Source organism: Bacillus sp. D48C (genome assembly GCF_053345735.1).
Genome location: NZ_JBKFAQ010000002.1, coordinates 323,088 through 345,043, shown reverse-complemented (window position 1 = coordinate 345,043; position 21,956 = coordinate 323,088). Strand labels below are relative to the sequence as shown.

General features: G+C 35.0%; 21 protein-coding genes and 2 pseudogenes. 14 read left to right on the top strand and 9 right to left on the bottom strand.

Annotation, left to right across the window (positions count from 1 at the left end):
* The first annotated feature begins 111 nt into the window (after window positions 1-111).
* The 5 genes and pseudogenes from ACLBXA_RS06895 (at window position 112) to ACLBXA_RS06875 (ending at window position 4,246) form a co-directional block, all read left to right on the top strand.
* Window positions 112-1,155 (top strand): ArsR/SmtB family transcription factor, encoded by a 1,044-nt coding sequence (locus ACLBXA_RS06895; RefSeq protein WP_081143950.1) that lies wholly within the window; start codon window positions 112-114, stop codon window positions 1,153-1,155.
* Between the two features lie 57 nt (window positions 1,156-1,212).
* Window positions 1,213-2,426: pseudogene (locus ACLBXA_RS06890) on the top strand (MFS transporter).
* A 96-nt stretch (window positions 2,427-2,522) separates the two neighbouring features.
* On the top strand, window positions 2,523-2,849 hold the full coding sequence (gene hmoA / locus ACLBXA_RS06885; protein WP_000469496.1) for a heme-degrading monooxygenase HmoA: 327 nt from the start codon (window positions 2,523-2,525) through the stop codon (window positions 2,847-2,849).
* Between the two features lie 69 nt (window positions 2,850-2,918).
* Window positions 2,919-3,623 carry a nucleotidyltransferase family protein gene (locus ACLBXA_RS06880; protein ID WP_000570640.1) on the top strand — a complete coding sequence of 235 codons (705 nt, stop codon included), beginning with the start codon at window positions 2,919-2,921 and terminating at the stop codon, window positions 3,621-3,623.
* A 203-nt stretch (window positions 3,624-3,826) separates the two neighbouring features.
* Window positions 3,827-4,246, top strand: coding sequence for a VOC family protein (locus ACLBXA_RS06875; RefSeq protein WP_447617150.1), 420 nt, complete (start codon window positions 3,827-3,829; stop codon window positions 4,244-4,246).
* A 104-nt stretch (window positions 4,247-4,350) separates the two neighbouring features.
* On the opposite strand, the gene ACLBXA_RS06870 is transcribed toward ACLBXA_RS06875, so the two are convergent.
* The 5 genes from ACLBXA_RS06870 to ACLBXA_RS06850 form a co-directional block, all read right to left on the bottom strand.
* Complete coding sequence (locus tag ACLBXA_RS06870) at window positions 4,351-4,956, bottom strand: hypothetical protein (RefSeq protein WP_001253821.1); 606 nt, start codon at window positions 4,954-4,956, stop codon at window positions 4,351-4,353.
* A gap of 65 nt (window positions 4,957-5,021) precedes the next feature.
* A complete protein-coding gene (gene lsrF / locus ACLBXA_RS06865) occupies window positions 5,022-5,804 on the bottom strand; it encodes a 3-hydroxy-5-phosphonooxypentane-2,4-dione thiolase (RefSeq protein ID WP_000219772.1) in 783 nt (260 codons plus the stop codon).
* A 6-nt stretch (window positions 5,805-5,810) separates the two neighbouring features.
* A complete protein-coding gene (locus tag ACLBXA_RS06860) occupies window positions 5,811-6,173 on the bottom strand; it encodes a cupin domain-containing protein (protein WP_000909986.1) in 363 nt (120 codons plus the stop codon).
* 26 nt (window positions 6,174-6,199) lie between these two features.
* A complete protein-coding gene (lsrK, locus tag ACLBXA_RS06855) occupies window positions 6,200-7,762 on the bottom strand; it encodes an autoinducer-2 kinase (RefSeq protein ID WP_000105712.1) in 1,563 nt (520 codons plus the stop codon).
* Window positions 7,762-8,712: a sugar-binding transcriptional regulator gene (locus ACLBXA_RS06850; protein WP_000677766.1), complete on the bottom strand. Its 951-nt coding sequence runs from the start codon at window positions 8,710-8,712 to the stop codon at window positions 7,762-7,764. Before ACLBXA_RS06850 ends, lsrK begins: the two co-directional genes overlap by 1 nt.
* A 179-nt stretch (window positions 8,713-8,891) precedes the next feature.
* On the opposite strand from ACLBXA_RS06850, the gene ACLBXA_RS06845 reads away from it, so the two are divergent.
* The 4 genes from ACLBXA_RS06845 to lsrB are packed head-to-tail and all read left to right on the top strand — an operon-like array spanning window position 8,892 to window position 13,349.
* Window positions 8,892-10,373: a sugar ABC transporter ATP-binding protein gene (locus ACLBXA_RS06845; protein WP_000432604.1), complete on the top strand. Its 1,482-nt coding sequence runs from the start codon at window positions 8,892-8,894 to the stop codon at window positions 10,371-10,373.
* A complete protein-coding gene (locus tag ACLBXA_RS06840) occupies window positions 10,370-11,323 on the top strand; it encodes an ABC transporter permease subunit (protein WP_044782824.1) in 954 nt (317 codons plus the stop codon). Before ACLBXA_RS06845 ends, ACLBXA_RS06840 begins: the two co-directional genes overlap by 4 nt.
* Window positions 11,320-12,309, top strand: coding sequence for an ABC transporter permease (locus ACLBXA_RS06835; protein ID WP_000878499.1), 990 nt, complete (start codon window positions 11,320-11,322; stop codon window positions 12,307-12,309). The genes ACLBXA_RS06840 and ACLBXA_RS06835 overlap by 4 nt, the downstream gene beginning before the upstream one ends.
* Window positions 12,306-13,349, top strand: a complete 1,044-nt coding sequence (lsrB, locus tag ACLBXA_RS06830) for an autoinducer 2 ABC transporter substrate-binding protein LsrB (RefSeq protein WP_000823653.1) — start codon at window positions 12,306-12,308, stop codon at window positions 13,347-13,349. The genes ACLBXA_RS06835 and lsrB overlap by 4 nt, the downstream gene beginning before the upstream one ends.
* Before the next feature lie 45 nt (window positions 13,350-13,394).
* Here lsrB and ACLBXA_RS06825 read toward each other — a convergent pair whose 3' ends face one another.
* Window positions 13,395-14,897: a malate:quinone oxidoreductase gene (locus tag ACLBXA_RS06825; protein WP_000069147.1), complete on the bottom strand. Its 1,503-nt coding sequence runs from the start codon at window positions 14,895-14,897 to the stop codon at window positions 13,395-13,397.
* Between the two features lie 375 nt (window positions 14,898-15,272).
* Here ACLBXA_RS06825 and ACLBXA_RS06820 point away from each other — a divergent pair.
* Window positions 15,273-16,318 (top strand): annotated as a pseudogene (locus ACLBXA_RS06820) (DUF2332 domain-containing protein).
* A 134-nt stretch (window positions 16,319-16,452) separates the two neighbouring features.
* Here the strand turns inward: ACLBXA_RS06820 and ACLBXA_RS06815 are convergent.
* Window positions 16,453-16,803: a short-chain dehydrogenase gene (locus ACLBXA_RS06815; protein ID WP_141403414.1), complete on the bottom strand. Its 351-nt coding sequence runs from the start codon at window positions 16,801-16,803 to the stop codon at window positions 16,453-16,455.
* A gap of 121 nt (window positions 16,804-16,924) precedes the next feature.
* Entirely contained in the window at window positions 16,925-17,407 is a 483-nt protein-coding gene (locus ACLBXA_RS06810) for a hypothetical protein (protein WP_001070897.1), read from the bottom strand.
* 432 nt (window positions 17,408-17,839) lie between these two features.
* On the opposite strand from ACLBXA_RS06810, the gene ACLBXA_RS06805 reads away from it, so the two are divergent.
* Both ACLBXA_RS06805 and entB read left to right on the top strand, forming a co-directional pair.
* Complete coding sequence (locus ACLBXA_RS06805) at window positions 17,840-18,331, top strand: hypothetical protein (RefSeq protein WP_001071238.1); 492 nt, start codon at window positions 17,840-17,842, stop codon at window positions 18,329-18,331.
* Window positions 18,332-18,543: 212 nt separating this feature from the next.
* A complete protein-coding gene (gene entB / locus ACLBXA_RS06800; RefSeq protein ID WP_447617149.1) occupies window positions 18,544-20,091 on the top strand; it encodes a cell wall-binding protein EntB in 1,548 nt (515 codons plus the stop codon).
* 368 nt (window positions 20,092-20,459) lie between these two features.
* Here the strand turns inward: entB and ACLBXA_RS06795 are convergent, their stop codons facing one another.
* Window positions 20,460-20,978 carry a kinase gene (locus ACLBXA_RS06795; RefSeq protein ID WP_044782820.1) on the bottom strand — a complete coding sequence of 173 codons (519 nt, stop codon included), beginning with the start codon at window positions 20,976-20,978 and terminating at the stop codon, window positions 20,460-20,462.
* Window positions 20,979-21,078: 100 nt separating this feature from the next.
* Here ACLBXA_RS06795 and ACLBXA_RS06790 point away from each other — a divergent pair, with 100 nt between their 5' ends.
* Complete coding sequence (locus tag ACLBXA_RS06790; RefSeq protein ID WP_044782819.1) at window positions 21,079-21,384, top strand: YfzA family protein; 306 nt, start codon at window positions 21,079-21,081, stop codon at window positions 21,382-21,384.
* Window positions 21,385-21,396: 12 nt separating this feature from the next.
* Window positions 21,397-21,936, top strand: coding sequence for a GNAT family N-acetyltransferase (locus ACLBXA_RS06785; RefSeq protein WP_000898780.1), 540 nt, complete (start codon window positions 21,397-21,399; stop codon window positions 21,934-21,936).
* The last annotated feature ends 20 nt before the right edge of the window (window positions 21,937-21,956 follow it).

Genomic DNA, 21,956 nt, shown 5'->3' with positions numbered 1-21,956 from the left:
TAATTTAGAATGAATGTGGTTTAATTTATATTTTTGTAAATTCTAAAAATATAGAAGGGTAAATTCGATAAAAATAGAATTTAATACATAGCAAACAAGGAGGAGATAAAAATGGAGGTCTATCACATAAAGAGTAAAAAGAGGGAAACATACAACGTTCAGGTGAAATATTCGATACTTTTCGAATGTGCACTTGGCATTGCAGCAATTACTCATAAAAGGTTAATTGATACTCTTGAAAAGACTGAAAGTGAATGGAAAGGAATTAGACAATCATTAACAAATGAGATGAGAGAACACTTGCAGTTTGTAGAAGAACATAATACGTGGAAAGCATTGCTTCAGTTATTGTATAAAGAGGATTTTCAAGATTTATCGCAGTTTAATTTTAAAATTGATTTACTTTCAGAAGAAGATTTGAAATTTATATGTTTACCGTTTTTAGGGGAGAAGTATGAAGAGAAAAGACGTTTAGCCGCAAGTAGAGATGTAACTGCAATACATGAACTAAAGGAATTAACGCAGGATCATCCGTTTTTTTCTACTTATATTAGCTTTATATGTGATGTAGATGTACAAGTGCTGAAATCTCATTTAATCACTGTAATGACAGGTTGGTATGAGAGCATAATTAAGAAAGAGGAAGAAGAAATACTTTCTATATTAAAACGAGATTATGAAGCAAAAAATGAAATGAATAAAAAGATGAAACCGGAAGAGTTTGTCGAGTGGGCGACTGGCGGAGTGAACTATATGCCAGAGCCAAGTGTTCATCACGTACTTCTTATTCCGCAAATGACGTACAGACCGTGGAATATTGAAGCAGATATTGAAGATACGAAAGTATTTCATTATCCAGTTGCGAATGAAAGCATTCATCCTGAAGATCCGTATGAACCGAATTATTTTTTAGTTCAAAAACATAAGGCTCTTGGGGATGAGGCGAGATTGCGAATTGTAAAAATGTTGTTTGAAAAAGAACGTACATTACAGGAAATAACGGAAAGATTGCAGCTTGGTAAATCGACAGTACACCATCATTTGAAATTGTTACGTGCAGCGAAGTTAGTTGATATACATGACGGAAAGTATGTATTAAGGAAGAAAGCAGTACAGTCGTTAGCAAAAGAATTAGAAGCGTTTTTGAATAGATAATATGCAACAAGAATGTACATAAAGGGAGGAATTTAAGAGAAAAGTTGGTGAGCTATAGTGAAGAGTGTATTGAAAAATCGTTCTTTCTTTTTTATGTGGATTGGTAGTGCAATCTCAGAATTAGGAGGGGCTTTCGGAACGTTATGTAATTCAATTCTAGTATATGAATTAACAGGATCGGAAATGGCTTTAAGTAGTATGTGGCTATTATATTTCATCCCATCACTCATATTGCAATTAATAAGTGGCCCATTTATTGATAAATGGAGCCGGAAGTGGATTATGATATTTTCACAATGGATACGAGCGTCCGTATTTTTATTACCTTTGGTGATGCTAGTTTCGGGTAGTATAGAAGTTTGGCACATTTATGTTGTTCAAATTGTAGTGGGACTTATTACACCTCTTTATACACCTGCGAGTCAGGCGATTACACCGAGCATTGTAAGTCAAGAACAACTTCAAGACGCAAATGCGTACATTGATGGAATGACTCGCCTTATGATGTTTCTTGCGCCAGTATTAGGTGGAGTAGTAATTCATTACATTGGAACAGAATTTACATTATCTTTTGTATGTATTTGTCTATTTGTTAGTGGTGCTTTCTTACTTTATATAAAAGAAAAGAGAACTACAACAGATATAAGAAAAACGTGGCTAGAACAATTTCTTCAAGGTTTTACATATTTTTTTACAAAACCAATCATCGTTTGGCTCGGTATATTTCTTACTTTCGTGCAGTTTGGAGTAGGGGTAACGATGGTTACAAATCTTCCTTATATAAAAGACGAGCTGTCAGCGGGATATGCAGAGTACGGCTATTTCATGGCAGGTTTTCCACTTGGCTACGTAATTGGCTCAGTATTAGTCGGAAAAGTAACATATAAAAGCCGGCGTATACTTATGCTTGGAGGATTGTTTATAGGGGGGCTCACATACATTTCATTAGGGTTCAATCATAGTATTATCATTGCAATAATAATTGAAGTAATAGCAGGGATTTGATTGCATTTTTTAATGTTCATAACACAACAATATGCCAACAAACTGTGCCTAATAATATGATAGGACAAATATTTTCAGTGCGTTTATTTTTCATACGATCCGCTATGCCGTTAGGTGTGTTAGTAGGGGGGATATTGAGTGAAATGTGGGGAGTAAGAGCGCTATATGTAATCATCGGTGCAATTATATGTGTCACCTCTTTAATAGGAATGTTACTTCCGTATTTCAAATTTTTAGATGAGGCGATAGAAAAGAAATCAGCATAATTCAAAAAATTAAAACTTTACAATTGAAAATAATTATCATAATCAATTATAATAGAAGTATACTAGTATTCGTATTACAAAGAGGGAGTGGGATATATGTTTATCGAAACGAAAACATTTACAGTAAAAGAAGGTACATCAAATATAGTTGTAGAACGTTTCACTGGAGAAGGTATTATTGAAAAATTTGAAGGCTTCATCGATTTAAGTGTTCTCGTGAAAAAAGTAAGACGCGGCGACGAAGAAGTTGTCGTAATGATTCGCTGGGAATCTGAAGAAGCATGGAAAAACTGGGAAACAAGTGAAGAACACTTAGCTGGACATAGAGCGGGCCGTGGTAAACCAAAACCAGATCATATCATTAATGTGGATCACGCAGTTTATTATGTGAAATCATCAAAAGCGGCTTATCAGCAGTCGTAATATACAAGCAGAGGATACATGTTGTAGAAGCAATCATGTATCCTCTTTTTTATTACTGGGGGGATGGGAATGATAGAAAAACTTGCATTCATTACATATGAACAACATAAAAAATTAGTGCAAACAATAGTAGCGGAAGTCTTATCTATGGAAAAGGTAAATGGATTCATGCTAATTGGATCTGTTGCAAGAGGCGATGCATATCCTGAATCTGATTTAGACTTCTATATTCTTTTAGAAGACGGACAAAAGAAGAAATTTCATTCTGAAATGAGAGAAGATATTTTAGTTGAATATAAGGGTGCAGATTTTAATCAAATTCAAGTAAACTTTAAAAACAATCCGATGGAACTATACTCATTTCTAGAAGGGAAAATTTTGTTTGATAAAAGCGGTGAGTTAAAAAAGTTAAAGGAAATAGCTACATATGAATTTGAAAACTATCGTGTTTCAAGTGACAAAATGAAGGGCATTTCTCATTGGTTGCATAGTTCGCTTATTAAAATTCAATCTGCTTTAAAAGCAAATGATGAGTTAAAAGCTTCATACTTAGTTCATACGTCAACTTGGACATTGTTAGAAGGGATATGGGCTATTAATAATAAGCCAGTACCGCCAGCGGGATCTGCTTTAAGGTATATTCAAACGTTGCCGAATAAGCCAATTCATTTAGATGAGTTACTTAATAAGCTATTTTTAGGTGATACAACAGAGCGCATCCCTTCAGCAATTTTCCTGGTTGAGTGGGTTCTACACAATCTGGAAAATAAATAATGAGACTATTTTATATAGGTACATTAATATTTCACGTCGAACGGTTTATATAATTGCAGTCATAAAAAACGTTCTAGGCTATGGAGAAAAGTATTAGACTTATAAAGCATAGTCTTAGACGGAACGCTTGAATATCTTACCTTGCATATTTAAGTGTTATGAAAATGAGTCTACATACCCTCTGCTTAAAAGGAGATGAGTGAATGAAGTTAAATCATTTGAATTTATGTGTTGATGATTTATCAGAAGCGAGACATTTCTTTGAAACATTTTTTGATTTTCAATTTTTGGAGCAAAAGGGAAAGGCACTAGTAGTGATGAGTGATGAAAGTGGATTTATACTTGTGCTGAGCGATCCAAAAGCATTTAAGGGAAATAAGGAAGTTATGTATCCTGAAGCTTTTCATATTGGTTTTTTAGTGGATACTTCAAATGAAGTTGATCAAGCGTATAATCGTTTAGTAGCAGGCGGCATTGAAATAGATAAGGAACCTTATTCGATGCGAGGTAGTAGTTATGGTTTTTATTTTACAGTATTTAATGGCTTATTAATTGAAGTGTCTTGTCTTGATTATAGAGAAGGTAAGAAAATTTCAAAGCTTAATAGTAATCACCAAGAGTAATCATTTGAAGGTGTATATTTAGCCCCTTATCCAGTTTGGAAAGGGGCTTGTTTATTTTATTACCTTATTTATCTTACTATTTGTGGATTGATTATAGTCTCACCTTATTTGTCTATCTGAATTTCAAATTCAAGCACAGCTTGATCTTTCCTAAACGGGATACTGAGTTCTTTAAATCGTAAGCTTATTCCAGACAAATTATCAGGAAGGACAGGAGATATAACGAATTGATGATTCATATGTCCATCGGTGCCACCACCACCTTCTGACCAGCAATCGTATGTATCATCTATTGATAATTGGAAGAAACTATGAGGCTTATTTTCAATAAAATCTTCATCCGTGGAATCCCAATCGCTATATAAATAAACTACACTAGCATTTGCATATTGCCGAATAAAAGTTACAGTATACATGACGCCATTATGTTCATAAGTTTTAAAAACAGGTACATGTTTTTTGAAGCCAGTTGGTTCAACGCGAGGTTTAAATTCTTCTTCATCCATCATGGAAGAGAATAATGAGTTTAGATAGTCTGGATAAAATTCGTATTGCTTAGCCCATTTATAAATCGCTTCATCATGTGGAAAACCTGGGTCATCACCTGAAAGTTCTTTTCGTTCTTTTAATAGGGCGCAAATTTTTTCATCAATAGAGTATAAGCGTTCATCGTAATGATCGGTAGGACGTTCGAAAGTCATTCTTCGCATAATCATTCCTCCTTTACTTTATTTTAACAAAAAAGACAGACTAATAAATAGTCTGTCTTTTTACATTAATTCTTCACATCATCATAAAGTTCAAGTGCCTCTTTCACATTCAATCCATTTTTCACAATGCCATGTATTGCTTGAATCATCGCAGCTGGGTGCTCAGATTGCCATATGTTTCGGCCCATGTCTACTCCGATCGCGCCTTCTTGCAGTGCATTGTACGTAATGTTTAATGCGTCTTCAATTGAATCTAGTTTTGGGCCACCCGCGATGACAACTGGGGCAGGGCATGTGCTCGTTATTTTTTCGAATCCTTCGCAGTAATACGTTTTAATAATATCAGCACCCATTTCAACACATACGCGGGAAGCAAGTGCTAGAAAGCGAGCTTCACGTTTTTGTAATTCCTTTGCGACTGCGGTAATACCGAGTACTGGTAGGCCGTAATCGTGAGCTTCAGAAACTACATTTGCGAGATTCGAAACAGTTTGTGTTTCATAGTCTGATCCGACAAAAACAGAAACGCCAACGCCAATTGCGTTTTGCTTCACTGCTTCTTTTACAGGTGTAACAATTGTTTCATTCGCTAAATCTTTACCAACGACAGTAGCGCCGCCAGATACACGCATAACCATCGGTGTACTGCAGTTTTCAGGAATACAGGAGCTAAGTACACCGCGCGTTAAAAAGAGGGAGTCTGTATAAGGAAGTAAGTTTTTTACTGTTTCAAGTGGTTGTTCTAGTCCGTGAATTGGTCCTAAGAAATATCCGTGATCTATTGCTAACATAACCGCTCTACCATCAGGTAAAATTGTATTTAATCGATTTTTAAATCCCCAAGTCATTCGAAATCACTCCTTCGTTAATGTTGGATTTTCCGTTTGTACCGTATCTTTATTTGGTAAATGTGGTGACTTTATAAAAACAGCTTTAAAAGGTTTATCAGAATGGTTAATCAGATAGTGAGATTCATGAGGGCGAACTTGCAGGACATCACCTTGTTTAATCGGAACTCTTTCGTTATTTACATAGAAGTCTATTTCACCTTCTAACGCATAAAAAACTTCTTCACACGTTGTATGATAGTGATTTTGAAACTCTTGCCCAGGCTGAATGACAACAAGACCAAGATCAATATTCGGGCCTTGTATTAAATATTTCGGCCCGTTATCACCGAAGCGATAGGAGAAATCATTTTCATTCGCTTTTAACATACAGTTCACTCCTTTATGTAAATGAGTTACAGTGCACCTGGCGCAATCCACATATGTGTTGTAAGTCCTTTATCAGCTAAAGTGAGCTGACTGTTATACACGGTTTTCCATGTTTCATAGAATTCCTTGTATAGCTCGTGATTTTCCGTGATTGGTTCAAATGTATTTTCCCACTGTAAAAATTGTTCGGCAGCCTCTTCCATAGATGTATATATTCCAGCGCCAACTCCAGCAGCAATCGCAGTTCCTAAAGCAGCTGCTTCTTTCACAACTGGTACTTTTACAGGAATGCCGAGTACGTCTGATAGAATTTGTGGCCATAGTTTCCCTTTAGCGGCACCGCCAGCAAAAACAACTTCAGAAGGGAATGTATCAGTAAGATTTTCAATTAGTTTTAAGTTTCCAAGTGTAACGAAGGCCGCATTTTCTTCAATAGCACGGAACAGTTCCTTTTTTCCGCATTTGTCAGCGTCTAAACTTAAATTTAAGAATGAAGGTGCGGCATGACGCCAAGAAATGTAGTTCATAACGTTTGAAAAAGTAGGGATAATACCATATGAACCGACAGGTACGTCTTTCGCTTGTTCTTCTAATAATTCATAAGCGTCTACACCGAGTTTTTCAGCGAGCTTTTTTTCTTCTTGGCAAAAAGCGTCTCGAAACCAGCGCATAACAAGACCAGGGAAAAAAGCGATTGTTTCATATTGCCATAGATTCGAAATGACATGGCAATTTACACGAATCGCAGCATATGGATCTGTAATTGGTTCTGTAATATTTACTTCTTGTTGCCAAAAGCTGCCTCCGCATATTAATGTTTGATTTGGTTTCACGACTCCAGTTCCGAGTGATGCCATTTGAGCATCTCCGCCGCCAGCGACGACAGGAATTCCTGCCAGTAATCCAGTTAATGCTGCACACTCTTTTGTAACGTTTCCGATTACTGTACCAGCCTCATTTACTTTTGGTGAAAATGGCAAAGTTATACCACACTCTTTAGCGACATCGTTATCCCAATTTCTATTTTGTAAATCAAAGATTCCAGACGTACAACCGTTGGAAGGGTCGATTTGCAGCACATCGCTTAATTTATACAAAATCCAATCGTTTAACATCGTAAAGGAGTGGATATTACAATAGATTTCTGGTTCATGTTTTTTAATCCAAAGTAGACGTGGTAAAGCACCTAATGAAAAAGTTTGCCCAGATTTTCTGTATAAATCTTCTTCAAGATGTGAGCGGATTTCTTTTAGCTCACTAACTTCAGCGGATGCACGGCCATCAACATTTGCACATGCCCATATTTCTTGCCCATTTTTATCATATAAAACAAAACCTTCTCGCATACTTGTAGCGCTAATAGCTTGAATAGAAGAAGGAAGTATATTACTTTTTTGTAGAACTTCTTTCGTACACTGTTGTACGAGTTGCCAGTTTGCTTTTACATCAAAATTCATAGAACCGGGGTAACGAGGATCAGTTTTATGAACCCATTCTTTTTGGCTTACTGCAATTTGATTGCCTTGTAAATCAAAAAGAACAGCTCGAATGCTTCCTGTACCAGCATCGAAAGCTAATAAAGTAGACATTAAGAATCACCTTCCTTTCTTAATAAGGAGAGCGCAGTTTCTTCATCAGTAATTAATGTATGAATAAATTTCCCTTTTAAAGCCCCATAAATGGCATCTATCTTTTGAGTACCTCCAGCCACACCAATGACATGCTTCATACTGCGAAGAATCGTAAGTGGTGTGCCAATTAGACGATTATGATGCGAGAGCTCTAATAAATCACCATTCGTATTATAAAACTGTCCTAAAATATCGCCCGCCCCGTTTTGACTTCGAATATATGTCATTTCACGTAGCGTTAATTTTTCTTCTTTTACAATCGTAGCGTCTTGAGATAACCCGCCAATACCGACAACTGCCGTATGTGCAAGTGAAGCGACATGAAGCATATCTTTCACGCTTGGTTCTGATAAAATACTTTGTGCCATTTCAGTAGAAGATGCTAGAAAAGGAGTAGGAATAATATGAAGATCACCTTGCATGTAGTGTAAATAGTTTTGTTTTCTTGGGAGATAGTGGTTTACTCCGCCTGTTAGCGTTACGAATGAAAGATTAATAGAACTTTCAAAATGAATGTTTTCTAGCATTTTACTTATTGTTTCACCCCAGCCGATGCCGAGTAAATCACCTTGTTGGAGATGAGTCTCTAAATATTGTGCAGCGGCTTTTCCGAGAGAAGCGTGATAATTGTCTATTGGAGTAGGGATAATGAAAGCATCTTTTAAGTGGAATTTTTTCATTAGGTCACGCTCAATACTTAAACAGTGTAAACCAGTTCCTTTTACGTGAAATGTAACGATACCTTCACTGCGTGCCTTATCTAATAACCGGACAACTTTATTTCTTGAAATGTGAAGAAGTGAAGCAATTTCCTGTTGTGTTAATTGGTCTTTATAATAGTACCAAGCTACTTTAGTTAATAAATTCTCTTCAAAGTTCAGCTGTGTCATACTCTTCATCCCTTTCAACAATTGACCACTCCTTAAACATATGTGCCACATATTTTGTTTATTCCAGTTGAAACGATTAATTGTACGTAGAAAAAAGTGTTCTAGATATAAAAAAAGGAATATACAATGCTACAAAACAAGTAGAACAAATAATCATTTTCTCAAAAAATGTTCTGGATAAAGGCAGGTGACATCATGTGGAGAACGTACCTTTATTACAAATAAAGAAAATGAGTAAGGCGTTTTTAAATCAACTTGTATTAAAAGAAGTGAACTTACAAGTAGAGCGTGGAGATATATACGCTTTAGTGGGAGGGAATGGCGCCGGGAAATCAACATTAATGAAAATATTAACGGGGTTATATTCGTATGATGATGGAGAGATGTATGTAAAAGGAATGAAGCAACAGTTTTCAAATCCGTCAGAAGCACATAGAAAAGGTATTTATTTAATACCGCAAGAACCACTCATTTTTCCGCATATGACTATTGAAGAAAATATATGTATCGGGTTAAAAGAAAAGAAAAAGAAACTAAGAGTACAGATTCAGCAATTGATTAACAGTCTAGGGTGGGATATTGACCTTTATGAGTTAGGAGCATCATTATCCATTGCGCAGCAACAGTTAGTAGAAATCGTTAGAGGATTAATAAGAGAAGCTGAGATTCTTATTCTAGATGAGCCAACATCGACATTAACAACACACGAAATTAAGAGTCTTTTTGTGTTGATGAAAAGTTTACAAGAAAAAGGAATTGGGATGATTTATATTACGCATCGTTTTCCAGAAATCTTTGAAATTGCCAACAAAGTAGCAATACTACGTGATGGAATGATTGTAAGCCAAGGTGATGTATGTGACTATACATATGACATGCTAATGGAGGGACTATTGCCAAAAGGATATAAACAGAAAGAGAAAATAGAAGTAGTTCAAGAGACAGCAAGGACGAAAAAAATATTAGAAGTGGTTGATATAAATGGTCACGCATTCAAAAATATATCATTCACTGTACATGCGGGAGAGGTTGTAGGTGTTGCTGGCATTATAGGATCTGGCAGAACGGAATTAGCAGAAGCGATATTTGGATTGAAAACTATAAAATCAGGGTCTATCTTATTAGATGGAAAATCAATTGATACGTGTTCTTTGCATAAAAGGCTAGACGAAGGACTAGTTTATGTGCCAGAGGATAGGGCGAGGAATGGAATTTTCTCAATGGCTTCTGTTAAAGAAAATATTGCAGCAGCAAGTTTACAGCAAAATAAGCGCTTTTTTATAAATCAAGAAAAAGAAAGCGCTTTAGTTAATTTTTTTATAGAACAATTCCGAATTGTTGTACAGAATATGAATGAAGAACTCGCATCTTTATCGGGAGGAAATCAGCAAAAAGTCGTACTTGCGAAGTATCTCGCATGTAATCCGAAAATTATTATTCTTGATGAACCGACTCGCGGAATTGATGCGAAAGCAAGGCTTGAAGTGTATGAGACGATAGAAAAAATGAAAAGGGAAGGACTTGCAATTTTATTAATCTCTTCAGATGTTGAAGAAATTGTTCAATTAGTAAACCGTGTATATGTAATGAGAAATGGACGATTTGTTTCTCATATGGAAAAAGAACAACTGAGTGTGAATGAAGTTACACGCCTTGCAAACGGAGGTGTAGCGAAATGAAACGTATGTTAAAAATGCATGAAACGTCTATCATACTGTTACTACTAATTTATATAGCCATGGTCGGGATAATAAATCCTAGTTTTGTTCAGTTTAACTCGTTATCGTTAATGATGAAATCAAGCGTTATTTTAGTCGTTCTAGCAATTGGCCAATCGTTCGTTTTATTTACGAAAAATATAGACGTATCAGTTGGCTCAATTATGGGATTAAGCGCGGCAGTTTGCGGGATGTTATTAACGAACGGATATAGTGCAGTCTTGTCGATACTTGCTGCTATAATGCTTGGTGCTATTATCGGTTTCATAAACGGGATTGGAGTTGCAAAGTTTCGGGTACCAGCCATTATTATGACATTAGGGATGTTAGGAATTGTTAGAGGTGCAATGTTAATCTTCACAGGCGGGAAGTGGATTGAAGATATTCCAAACGATTTTAAGCAGCTGTCATCTATCATCATTCTTGGTTTACCTATAACTGTATGGTTCGTTTTTATTATTTTACTACTACTATACTTCTTTTTAAGAAAAGTGCCATTGGGAAGATACTTTTATGCGATAGGTGATAATGAAGATGGCGCGAGGCTTATTGGTATACCTGTTAATAAAGTGAAGATATATGCGTTTATGATTTCAGGCATAAGCGCTGCGCTCGCTGGTTGCATATTTGTTATGAATATCGGGTTCGTCCCAAATCAAACAGGTACAGGATTAGAATTACAAGTAATCGCAGCCGCTGTACTAGGAGGAATTCATTTAAAAGGAGGAACAGGATCTTTATTTGGAGCTGCATTAGGAGCGTTATTTTTAGAAACAATAAGTAGCTCACTCGTCTTTTTAAAAATACCAGCATTTTGGAATAATGCTATTTCAGGTTTTTTATTATTACTTATCATCATATTAGATAGTGTTATGAAAAAGTGGAAGGCAGAAAGGAGGATGAATCTATGAAGTATGTATATAGATGGGAAGGGGTTCTAATTGTATTACTTCTTATAGAATTCATCCTTTTTAGTTTTATAAATAGTGATTTCTTAAATATTAGTAATCTCCTTTTTAGTACAAATGATTTCCTATTTATCGCAATTGCGGCGATACCAATGACTTTCGTTATTGTAACAGGAGGAATTGATGTATCGGTCGGATCAATAATGGGGCTCACTTCGATCTTGATTGGTGTACTTTGGATGAACGGAATACCTATTTTGTTTGCTGTCATAATCGCCCTAATAATTAGTTGTTTAGCAGGCGCTTTAAACGGACTCATTATAAAAATGACAGATGTAGAACCACTCGTCGTTACACTCGGAACGATGTTTTTATATGGAGGAATTGCACTCGTCATTTCAGGAGGAGCAGGTGCTTCTGGGTATGAAGGAATAAGCGGTTTACCTGACACATTTGTACAACTGGCAAACGGTAGTTTTATAGGAATACCGAATTTATTATGGCTACTGATCGTATTAACAGTTTTATATACTGTATTATTTCACCGAACTATATACGGGCGCCATGTAAAATTAACAGGTGCGAACGAAAATACAGCAAAATACACCGGGATTAAAACGAAAAAAGTAGTCATTATCGCTTACATACTTTCTGGGTTAGGAGGTGGATTAGGAGGTGCTTTCTTAACCGCATATTTTGGTTCCGCACGTGCTGATATGGGAAATGAAACAATTTTACCAATCATTACAGCAGTCGTATTAGGCGGGACACTTATTACAGGCGGAAAAGGAAGTATTTTCGGTACTGTACTAGCGAGTATTTTTATTGGGCTCATGCAGTATGGTTTGCAAATGACGGGTTTAACAAATGAACAATCCAACGTAGTAATTGGTATGATTCTAATTCTTTCAGTTATTATGAGACATTTCAAATTACATCAATTCATACCGGAGAAAAGAAAGAATTTGCATAAGGGGGAAATGTCATGAAGAGAAAACTAGGGATTGTATTGATTGTATGTATTTGTTTAATAGGTTTAATCGCTTGTTCCAGTCAAACGGCAGATAAGAAAAAAGCGGATGATGTGAAATTTGCATTTATCCCGAAATTAACTGGAGTTGGCTTCTTTACATCGGGCGGTGAAGGAGCAAAGGAGATGGGAGATAAGCTAGGCGTACAAGTGAAATATGATGGGCCGTCTGAAGCGAGTGTATCAGGGCAAGTAAAGTATATAAATAATTTTATTAACCAAAATTATGATGCACTTATGGTTTCCTCTACATCAGTTGATGGTTTATCGCAATCATTGCAACGTGCTAAGAAAAAAGGAATGACTGTCTTAACGTGGGATTCTGATGTGAATCCGAAAGACCGTTCTTTTTATATAAGTCAAGGGACACCAGACCAACTTGCTAACTTATTAATTGAAATGACTTCCAAGCAAATTGGAGATAAAGGGAAAGTAGCGTTCTTTTATTCTAGTCCAACAGTAACGGATCAAAACCAATGGGTAACGAAAGCGAAAGAAATTATTAAAAAGAAATATCCGAACTGGGAAATTGTAACGACGCAGTATGGTGAAAATAATGCGCAAAAGTCTTTGTCAGTAGGAGAGAATATTTTAAAAACGTATCCTGATATTAATGCAGTCATTTGTCCAGATGCAACGGCACTTCCGGCAATGGCACAAGCAGCTGAAAATTTAAAAATGGATAAAAAGGTTGTCGTAACTGGCTTCTCTACACCAAACGTTATGCGTGATTACGTAAAACGAGGAACAGTACAACAATTTGGATTATGGGATGTAAAACAACAAGGTGCACTCGCAACGTATGTAGCAAATGAAATAGTAGTAAAAGGGAAGAAGTTAAAAGTAGGGGATAGTTTTGAAGTAAAAGGAATCGGAAAAGTGAAAGTAGAGCCAAACTCCATCCAAGGTTATGATTATGAGGCAGAAGGAAATGGAATTATTGTATTGCCAGAGCGGGTTGTATTTACGAAAGAGAATATTGATAAATATAATTTCTAGTAACGAAAAAACGTCCGAATATATCGGACGTTTTTTATTTCTTCATTAGTTATGAACTGTTTCTTTTTCATTTAATCCAAGCGTACGACCTGTAGAAGTGTGTAGGTCTTGGAACAACCTTGGATTTTCAGTTAGTGAAATGCCATATGAAGGAATCATTTCTTTTATTTTTTCTTCCCATTCTACCATGCGGCTTGGGAAACATTTTTCTAATACTTCAAGCATGACGTGAACAGCAGTAGAAGCACCTGGTGATGCGCCTAGTAATGCGGCGATTGAGCCGTCAGCTGCACTTACTACTTCTGTACCAAATTGAAGTGTTCCTTTACCGCCAGCATCAGTATCTTTAATTACTTGTACACGTTGTCCAGCAACTACAATATCCCAATCTTCACTTTTCGCGTTCGGAATGAATTCGCGTAATTCTTCCATGCGTTTTTCGTGCGATAACATAACTTGCTGAATTAAGTATTTTGTAAGTCCCATTTCTTTTACACCAGCAGCTAACATCGTTAAGACGTTATTCGGTTTTACAGAACCGATTAAGTCAAGATTTGAGCCAGTTTTTAAGAATTTAGGTGAGAACCCTGCGAATGGTCCGAATAATAAAGCTTTTTTATTATCTATATATCTCGTATCAAGGTGAGGTACAGACATTGGCGGAGCGCCAACTTTAGCTTTACCGTATACTTTCGCATGATGTTGCTCTACAACTTTTTGGTTTTTACATACCATAAATAGTCCACTTACTGGGAATCCACCGATATGCTTTGATTCAGGGATACCAGTCTTTTGAAGTAGAGGTAGACTACCGCCACCACCGCCAATAAAGACGAATTTAGCAGTATGATGCTCAATTTTACCACTATTCATATCGTGTACTTTCACTTCCCACAAACCATTTTTCGTGCGCTTAATATTTTCAACACTATGCTTGTAGTTTAGCTCGACATTTTTCGTTTTTAAGTAATCAAACAACATACGTGTTAATGCACCGAAGTTAACATCTGTTCCAGAGTCAATCTTCGTTGCCGCCATCGGTTCATTAGATGTACGGCCTTCCATAATGAGTGGAAGCCATTTTTTTAATGTTTCAGGAGCGTCGGAAAATTCCATTCCTTGAAACAGTGGATTTTTTGAAAGCGCTTCAAAACGGTTTTTTAGAAACTCAACATTTTTTTCCCCTTGTACTAAACTCATATGAGGTAGTGGCATAATAAAATCTTGTGGATTACGAATTAATTTGCTTTTTACAAGATATGCCCAAAATTGTCTTGAAAGCTGGAATTGCTCATTCACTTTTACAGCCTTACCAATATCTATAGATCCGTCAGATTTTTCGGAAGTATAGTTCAGTTCGCATAGCGCAGAATGCCCTGTACCTGCATTATTCCATTCGTTAGAGCTTTCTTCCCCGGCACTTGCGAGTTTTTCAAAAACTTTAATTTCCCATTCAGGTGCTAATTCTTTTAGTAATGAGCCTAACGTTGCACTCATAATTCCTGCACCAATTAAGATAACGTCTGTTTTTTGCTGCATGTTGCTCATGATAATCTCTCCATCCCCTATATTGGCAAAAAAGTGTAGGTGTTTTCTATGTCTAAGCCGTAAAAGAGAAACACCGCCTAGGCCCCACCTAGGTGTATACCTTTTTTGTCTCAATTATATAACCATCTCATACTCTATTATAATAATTAATAGACTAAAATATCTAGTGTTATCTGATAATTTTAAACTATTTAACGTTTTATTCGCTAAAAATCTTATTTAACAAGCTCTTTTAAGGTGGTAAATAGAAAAAAATTACAGTTTGAAATTATCTCGAAAAAGCTTACGTATCCTTAAGTGACTAAATCGAGTACCTTTTTATGGGATTATTCTTTCTGTAATGGTAAGATTATTCTGAAAAAAGGAGGGGCTCTAATGTGTACAAAAGAACAAATTTCAAACTTATTTCGAAACTTTTCAATAAAGGAATGTAAAGGGTCAAGTGATTTATATGAATATTTATCAATGAAAATTGCTGAAGATGAGGAAGTACTTACACTATCGTCCTATGCTCAGGTAGGTCAACCAGTCCCAAACTTACTATTAGGTGCAGTACATTATTTATTGCTAGCAGGGAAAGAACATCATTTAAAACGTATTATAGTAGTTTAGTTGAAAATGCTGATACAAATTTAGATAAAGCTTTTAATCATTTTAAAGATTTCTGTAAAGAGTACCGAGAAGAAATCATTACTTTGTTACAAACGAAACTCGTTCAAACAAATGAAGTAAGACGGTGCGCATACTTATACCCAAGTTTCTGCTACATATTTAACAAAGTGAAGAAGCCGTTAGCGTTAATTGAAATTGGGACAAGTTCTGGGTTGCAACTGTTCTGGGACCAATATCGTTATTCGTACGGGACGGATGAAATGTACGGAAATATAAATTCAAATGTGCATGTAACTTCTGAAATAAGAGGGGAGAATGTACCGCATTTTCTAAAAGAAAGCCCATCTGTCGTAGAAAGAATCGGACTGGACTTACATGTGAATGATTTACATAATGAGGAAGATTATTTATGGTTACGTGCTTTAATTTGGCCAGCACATAAAGAAAGGCTTGAGATGTTTGATCAAGCTGCATCTTTAGTGAAAAATGAATCTGTCCAATTCATAGAAGGAGACGGTGTAGAGCTATTATCATCTATTATTGAACAAATAAGTGAAGAAGCTGTTATTTGTATTTTCCATACACACGTCGCAAATCAAATACCAGAACAAGTTAAACATAAATTAGAAAAACAAATACAAGAAATCGGCGCAAAACGTGATGTATTCCACCTGTATAACAATATGTGGGATCGTGACCTTCATATTGATTATTATATTAACGGAAACGAATATCGTGAAACGGTTGGAGAAACAGAAGGACACGGGAGATGGTTTAGCTGGAAGATTGGAAATGAGACGCTTATTTAGATTAATATTGGCGCTCTCACTTGTAAAAAGTGAGGGCATAGGTTCAAGCATTAACTAAATGACTAAGGAATAAATATTATTAGTACAATACAAAAAAAGCTTGGGAGAAATCCTAAGCTTTTTTTGTATTACACTTAAACCCCATAATGGATCATGTACTTCTGTTCTGTTGTAGCTTGTTCAATTTTTGAAGCTAACTCAATCAGCTCATCAGAATTTTTGAAGAACTTTGAAGATGTAACTGTTTCATAGAATATTGCTAATGATTCAGGCGGGATAATTGTAATACCGTAATAAGCTAAACCGTATTCCTGATTTTTGACTGTATGAAAGTAGGCTTTCATAATTGATAAATTTCGATTTAAGCTACTGATAATATCATCATCAACAGAAATACAATGATATTTCTCTGGTGTATAATCTTCGTAATTTTTTTGAGAAGTAAAATCGTCAATTATTCCAAAATCATGGACACATGCCATCATTATCATCCTTTCAATTTTAATAAAGTGAGTTCTATTAAAGTAAAATGGTCATTCGTTTAAGTGTAATAGAAATAGTTATGTAGTTCATAAAATATCTTCGGTTCTTCTTCGTGAAGACAGTTTATTTATCGATAAACTCATCGGGAGCCCAAGTGGCGATTTCATTCCCAGGTGCAGCGACTACAAGCCATTGCTCACATAGAACACCAGATTGCCAACATTCATAATAATCATGAAAACCATTTACAAAAATAATTTGTCCACTATCTAATGTAATAATTAAATGAGGGCTTTCTAAGCCAAGTTGTATATCGGTAACTTTTTGTCTTCTTATCTTAAATATTCTTTCATATTCTTCTTCCCCAGAATAAACTTCAAATTCATCTTCATTTAATGGGTATCTTTTTTGAGGTTTATTAAATAAACACCATTTTGATTCGATATTGATATATAATTGTCCGTCATAATCAACTGAGTCGTGAAAGTTTGTGAAATGAATCTTTATAGCGCCTGGAGAAATACCAAATTGTAATCCATCAACTTGTGATCCGATGAATAGATTTTTCAACACCTTTTCAGCGTAAATTTTATCCTCTTGATTCATTCTTGAAATCCTCCTTTTCTTAAAAATATACCTTATATTTTTATTGTAATAAATAAATTTTCATGTAAAATGAACCTTTTGTGAAAAACGAGCGAATATATTGTGAAAGATCATGAGAAGGGGTTGTAATGTTGGATGAAGTAAAATTGAAAGAATGGCTATAGAGTTTACTTTACTGTTAAAGTATTTCATATAAAAATCACGCATTCATTCTAAGTCATTTACCCAAATTACGATATGTTCAATTTTCATAGGTTTCATCCATCCTATCTGTAGCAATTAGGCTTCCACTGTATTAAGTTTGCATTTGCATTGCAACAATTTTGCTTTGGTGTTAAAGCTAGTTGTTAATTTTTGATTATGTACGTACATACAATATGTAATTAAGTAAATGATCAACATAGTAATTACAGAAAAGGGTGAATGAAGCATATGAATCAATTTGAGCAAATGATGTACGTTGGTGTCATCATGTCTATTGTACTATCCGTTATGATTTTAGGGTCCTTATATTATAATCCTCGACTTTCATTAACTGATTATCCGAAAGATATTCAAAAAGTAGTTTTTCCAAAATCGATTCATGAAAAAAAGCAAACCATTTACTTTAATATTGTATATAATGCTATTCTTTTCAGTTGTCCTTTCGTTTCTACATATATATTACATAAGCATGAAAAATTATTGTATATTGATGCTTATTTACACACTTTTGGTATTTTAATGATTTTTAATTTAGTAGATTTATTTATAATTGATTGGCTAATTTTTTGCTGGATTACTCCGAGGTTTGTTGTGATTCCTAGTACAGAAGGAATGAAGGGATATAAAGATTATAAGTTTCATTTAAGAGGTGCTATAGTCGCTACTAAAATTTTAGCAATCGTAAGTTTATTTTTGGCGGGAATTGCAACAACTATTTAGTGTGAAGAAGGGCATGAAGCTTTTATAAAAGATAAGGATATTTATAATATATAGAATTAGAAATAAGAATTTGATAGTATTGGAGTAAGGAGTTTTAATAACAGTATATTAAACAATATTAATATACTGTTGCAAATGTTTTGATATTATGTAAAATTATACAATTTTACAGAGGCATTTGATAAAATTCAAAAAATATAATGGAGGCTAATATGAAAAAAGTAATTGGCGCAGCAACAGCAACTATTTTTGGATTGGGGGCGTTTACCTCAACTGCTACCGCAGAAACAATCGTAACAGCAGATGTACTTAACGTACGTGAAAAACCGACTACAGAATCAAAAGTGGTCGAAAAAGTAAAGAATGGGCAAGAGTTAAAAGTCATCAATACCGAAGATGGTTGGTCAAAAATTGAATTGAACGGTAAAGAAGTGTTTGTAAGTTCGGAGTTTACAAAAGATGTGTATCATGTAACGGCGAATTTGTTAAATGTACGTACCGAAGCAAACACAGAATCAGAAATTCTTGGCAGACTGAAAAAAGATGATGTAATTGAATCAACGCATCAAGTAAAAGACGGATGGCTGCAATTTGAGTATAAAGGAAAAACAGCTTATGCAAACGTTTCTTTCCTATCAAGTACAGCACCAACTGAAAAGAAAACCGAAGAGAAAACGAAGCAAGTAGCGAAAGTACAAAAATCAGTTAAAGAAAAGAAAGAAGTAAAGACGCAGAAAGTAGCAAAAGCGAAAGAAACAACGAAAGCACAAGAAATAGTAAAGCCTAAAGAAGAAGTAAAAGTTAAAGAAGAACCGAAAGCGCAAGAAATAGTAAAGCCTAAAGAAGAAGTAAAAGTTAAAGAAGAACCGAAAGCGCAAGAAATAGTAAAGCCTAAAGAAGAGGCAAAAGTCAAAGAAGAAGTAAAAGTTAAAGAAGAACCGAAAGCGCAAGAAATGGTAAAGCCTAAAGAAGAGGCAAAAGTTAAAGAAGAGGCAAAAGTTAAAGAAGAAGTAAAAGCTAAAGAAGAAGAAAAAGTGCAAGAAATAGCAAAAGCTAAAGAAGAAAAAGCGCAAGAAATAGCAAAAGCTAAAGAAGAAGAAAAAGTGCAAGAAATAGCAAAAGCTAAAGAAGAAAAAGTGCAAGAAATAGCAAAAGCTAAAGAAGAAAAAGCGCAAGAAATAGCAAAAGCTAAAGAAGGAGAAAAAGCGCAAGAAATAGCAAAAGCTAAAGAAGAAGAAAAAGCGCAAGAAATAGCAAAAGCTAAAGAAGAAGAGAAAGCAAGAGAAATAGCAAGAGCTAAAGAAGAAGAGAAAGCAAAAGAAATAGCAAAAGCTAAAGAAGAAGAGAAAGCAAGAGAAATAGCAAAAGCTAAAGAAGAAGAGAAAGCAAGAGAAATAGCAAAAGCTAAAGAAGAAGAGAGAGCGAAAGAAGTATCAAAAAACAACATAGAGTCTGCTAAACGTGAATTAACGGTAGTAGCGACAGCGTATACTGCTGATCCAAGTGAAAATGGTACATATGGTGGACGCGTTTTAACTGCGATGGGGCATGATTTAACGGCAAATCCGAATATGAGAATTATCGCAGTTGACCCGAAAGTAATCCCATTAGGATCTAAAGTATGGGTGGAAGGTTATGGAGAAGCTATCACTGGTGATACTGGAAGCGCAATTAAAGGTAATCGTATTGATGTATTAATGGGTTCAAAAAGTAAAGCTATGAATTGGGGAAGACAAACTGTTAAAGTGAAAATTTTATAGTAACTATAATGATCCAAATAGAAGTCAGTTCTCTTTATTGAGGCTGGCTTTTATTTTTTTAGTGGAAGTATAATAGGATTCTTAAATGACTTATTAATAAAACTGTAATAAAACATAAAAATTGTATCATGTTTAGAAAAACTATTAAGAATGAGGTAAGGAAGTAGAACAGAAGGGTATTGAGAAGTAGAGAAGAATAGTATGTTGCTACAATTACACAAGATATCGAGGAACGTGAACTTATTTCAGTAGTTGATTTCCAGTTTGGGGAAATGAATATCTATTTTTATTTATGTCAAGATTGTTCTGTAATGAAGACCGAGATACAAGGTACATAATGTAAATAAGACTGATTGATTATGTCAGTCTTATTTGTATATCTTAATATCATTAAAAATCACATCAAATATTTCTTTTTGCGTAAAGTTATCTGTAAAAATAGTTTCTCTCGCAACCTCAATTGTATCGTGCGGATTGTACCATTTTTGTAGGGAATCTTCACCAAATTCATGTCGTTTGTCCCTTGTGTTATGTCGTCTAATAGTTTCCTCTAATGATAAATCAAAGTAATATGTAAATGCATTTTTATCAAAATAACGAATTAATTCTTTTAACATCTCACCATACCTAATACTGTTCAATATACCTTCTAAAATAACAAATTCACATTTTCCTTTTCCGTACTTTGTAATTTCAAATAGTAAATCATGTGATAAATTCCCCATTGTGTCGTGTACTCTAAGCATATCTCTACGCACAACATCCTGTGATACTAAAAGTGTACCTTGTCCGAAATGTTCTTGTAGTTGCTTTGCAATCGTTGTTTTACCACTTGCGGAGTTTCCTCTAAGAATGATTAAAGTGGATGTAAATATAGGATTAGACATAATGTATTCCCCCCAACAGTATTAATTATATAGAAAATTTTAACAAATAAAGTGAGGAAAGTGTATAATTAATATGACGGATATTTAAGGAGGGGGTTAGATGGGAGATATATTAAAAAATGCACGACCTATATGGAAACGGACTTGGTTTCGGTATCTAGGGGCATTTTTTATTGTTCAGTTACTGTTTATTTTGTGTGAAATAACTGCGTGGGCACCAAACTTTAGGCCAGGCGGAGAGTTTTTTAATAGAATATTAAATTCTCAATTTTTCACTGAATGGTTCACACTCTATACAACCCCGCAATTTAACGTATTTACAGCATTTTTTGCGATTACATTACTACCATATGCATTAGTAGGTGCAATGAAAGATATAACATCAAGAAAAAATATAAAGGAATAATAGAGGTATAATATGCTTTTTCAAAAAGAAGGTTTATTGATTAGATACGTAATGGAAGATGATGCATCTATCGTTTCTAAATGGTTAACGGACCCAGCAGTCCTGCGGTATTACGAAGGACGAGATAATCCGCAGTCTGTAGAAAAGGTGCTTGATCATTTTATACATAATCCAAACAGTAATGAAAAAAGATGTTTAATAGAATTTGATACCGTTCCGATTGGTTACATGCAAATGTACCCAGTTGATTCAGAGTGGAAAGCGTTATATGGCTATAAAGAATCACAAAATGTATGGGGAATGGACCAATTTATCGGTGAACCAGCCTATTGGGGAAAAGGAATTGGACAAAAACTCGTTCAGGCAGCAATTACATACATTATGGGTGAAATGGGAGCAGAAGCAATCGCAATGGATCCGAAAGTAAATAATGAACGAGCGATAAAGTGTTATGAAAAATGCGGATTTAAAAAAGTAAAGATTTTAAAGGAACATGAGCTGCATGAGGGGAAATTAGAAGATTGTTGGATGATGGAATACAAACAATTATAATGAATATGCAATGGCTTATA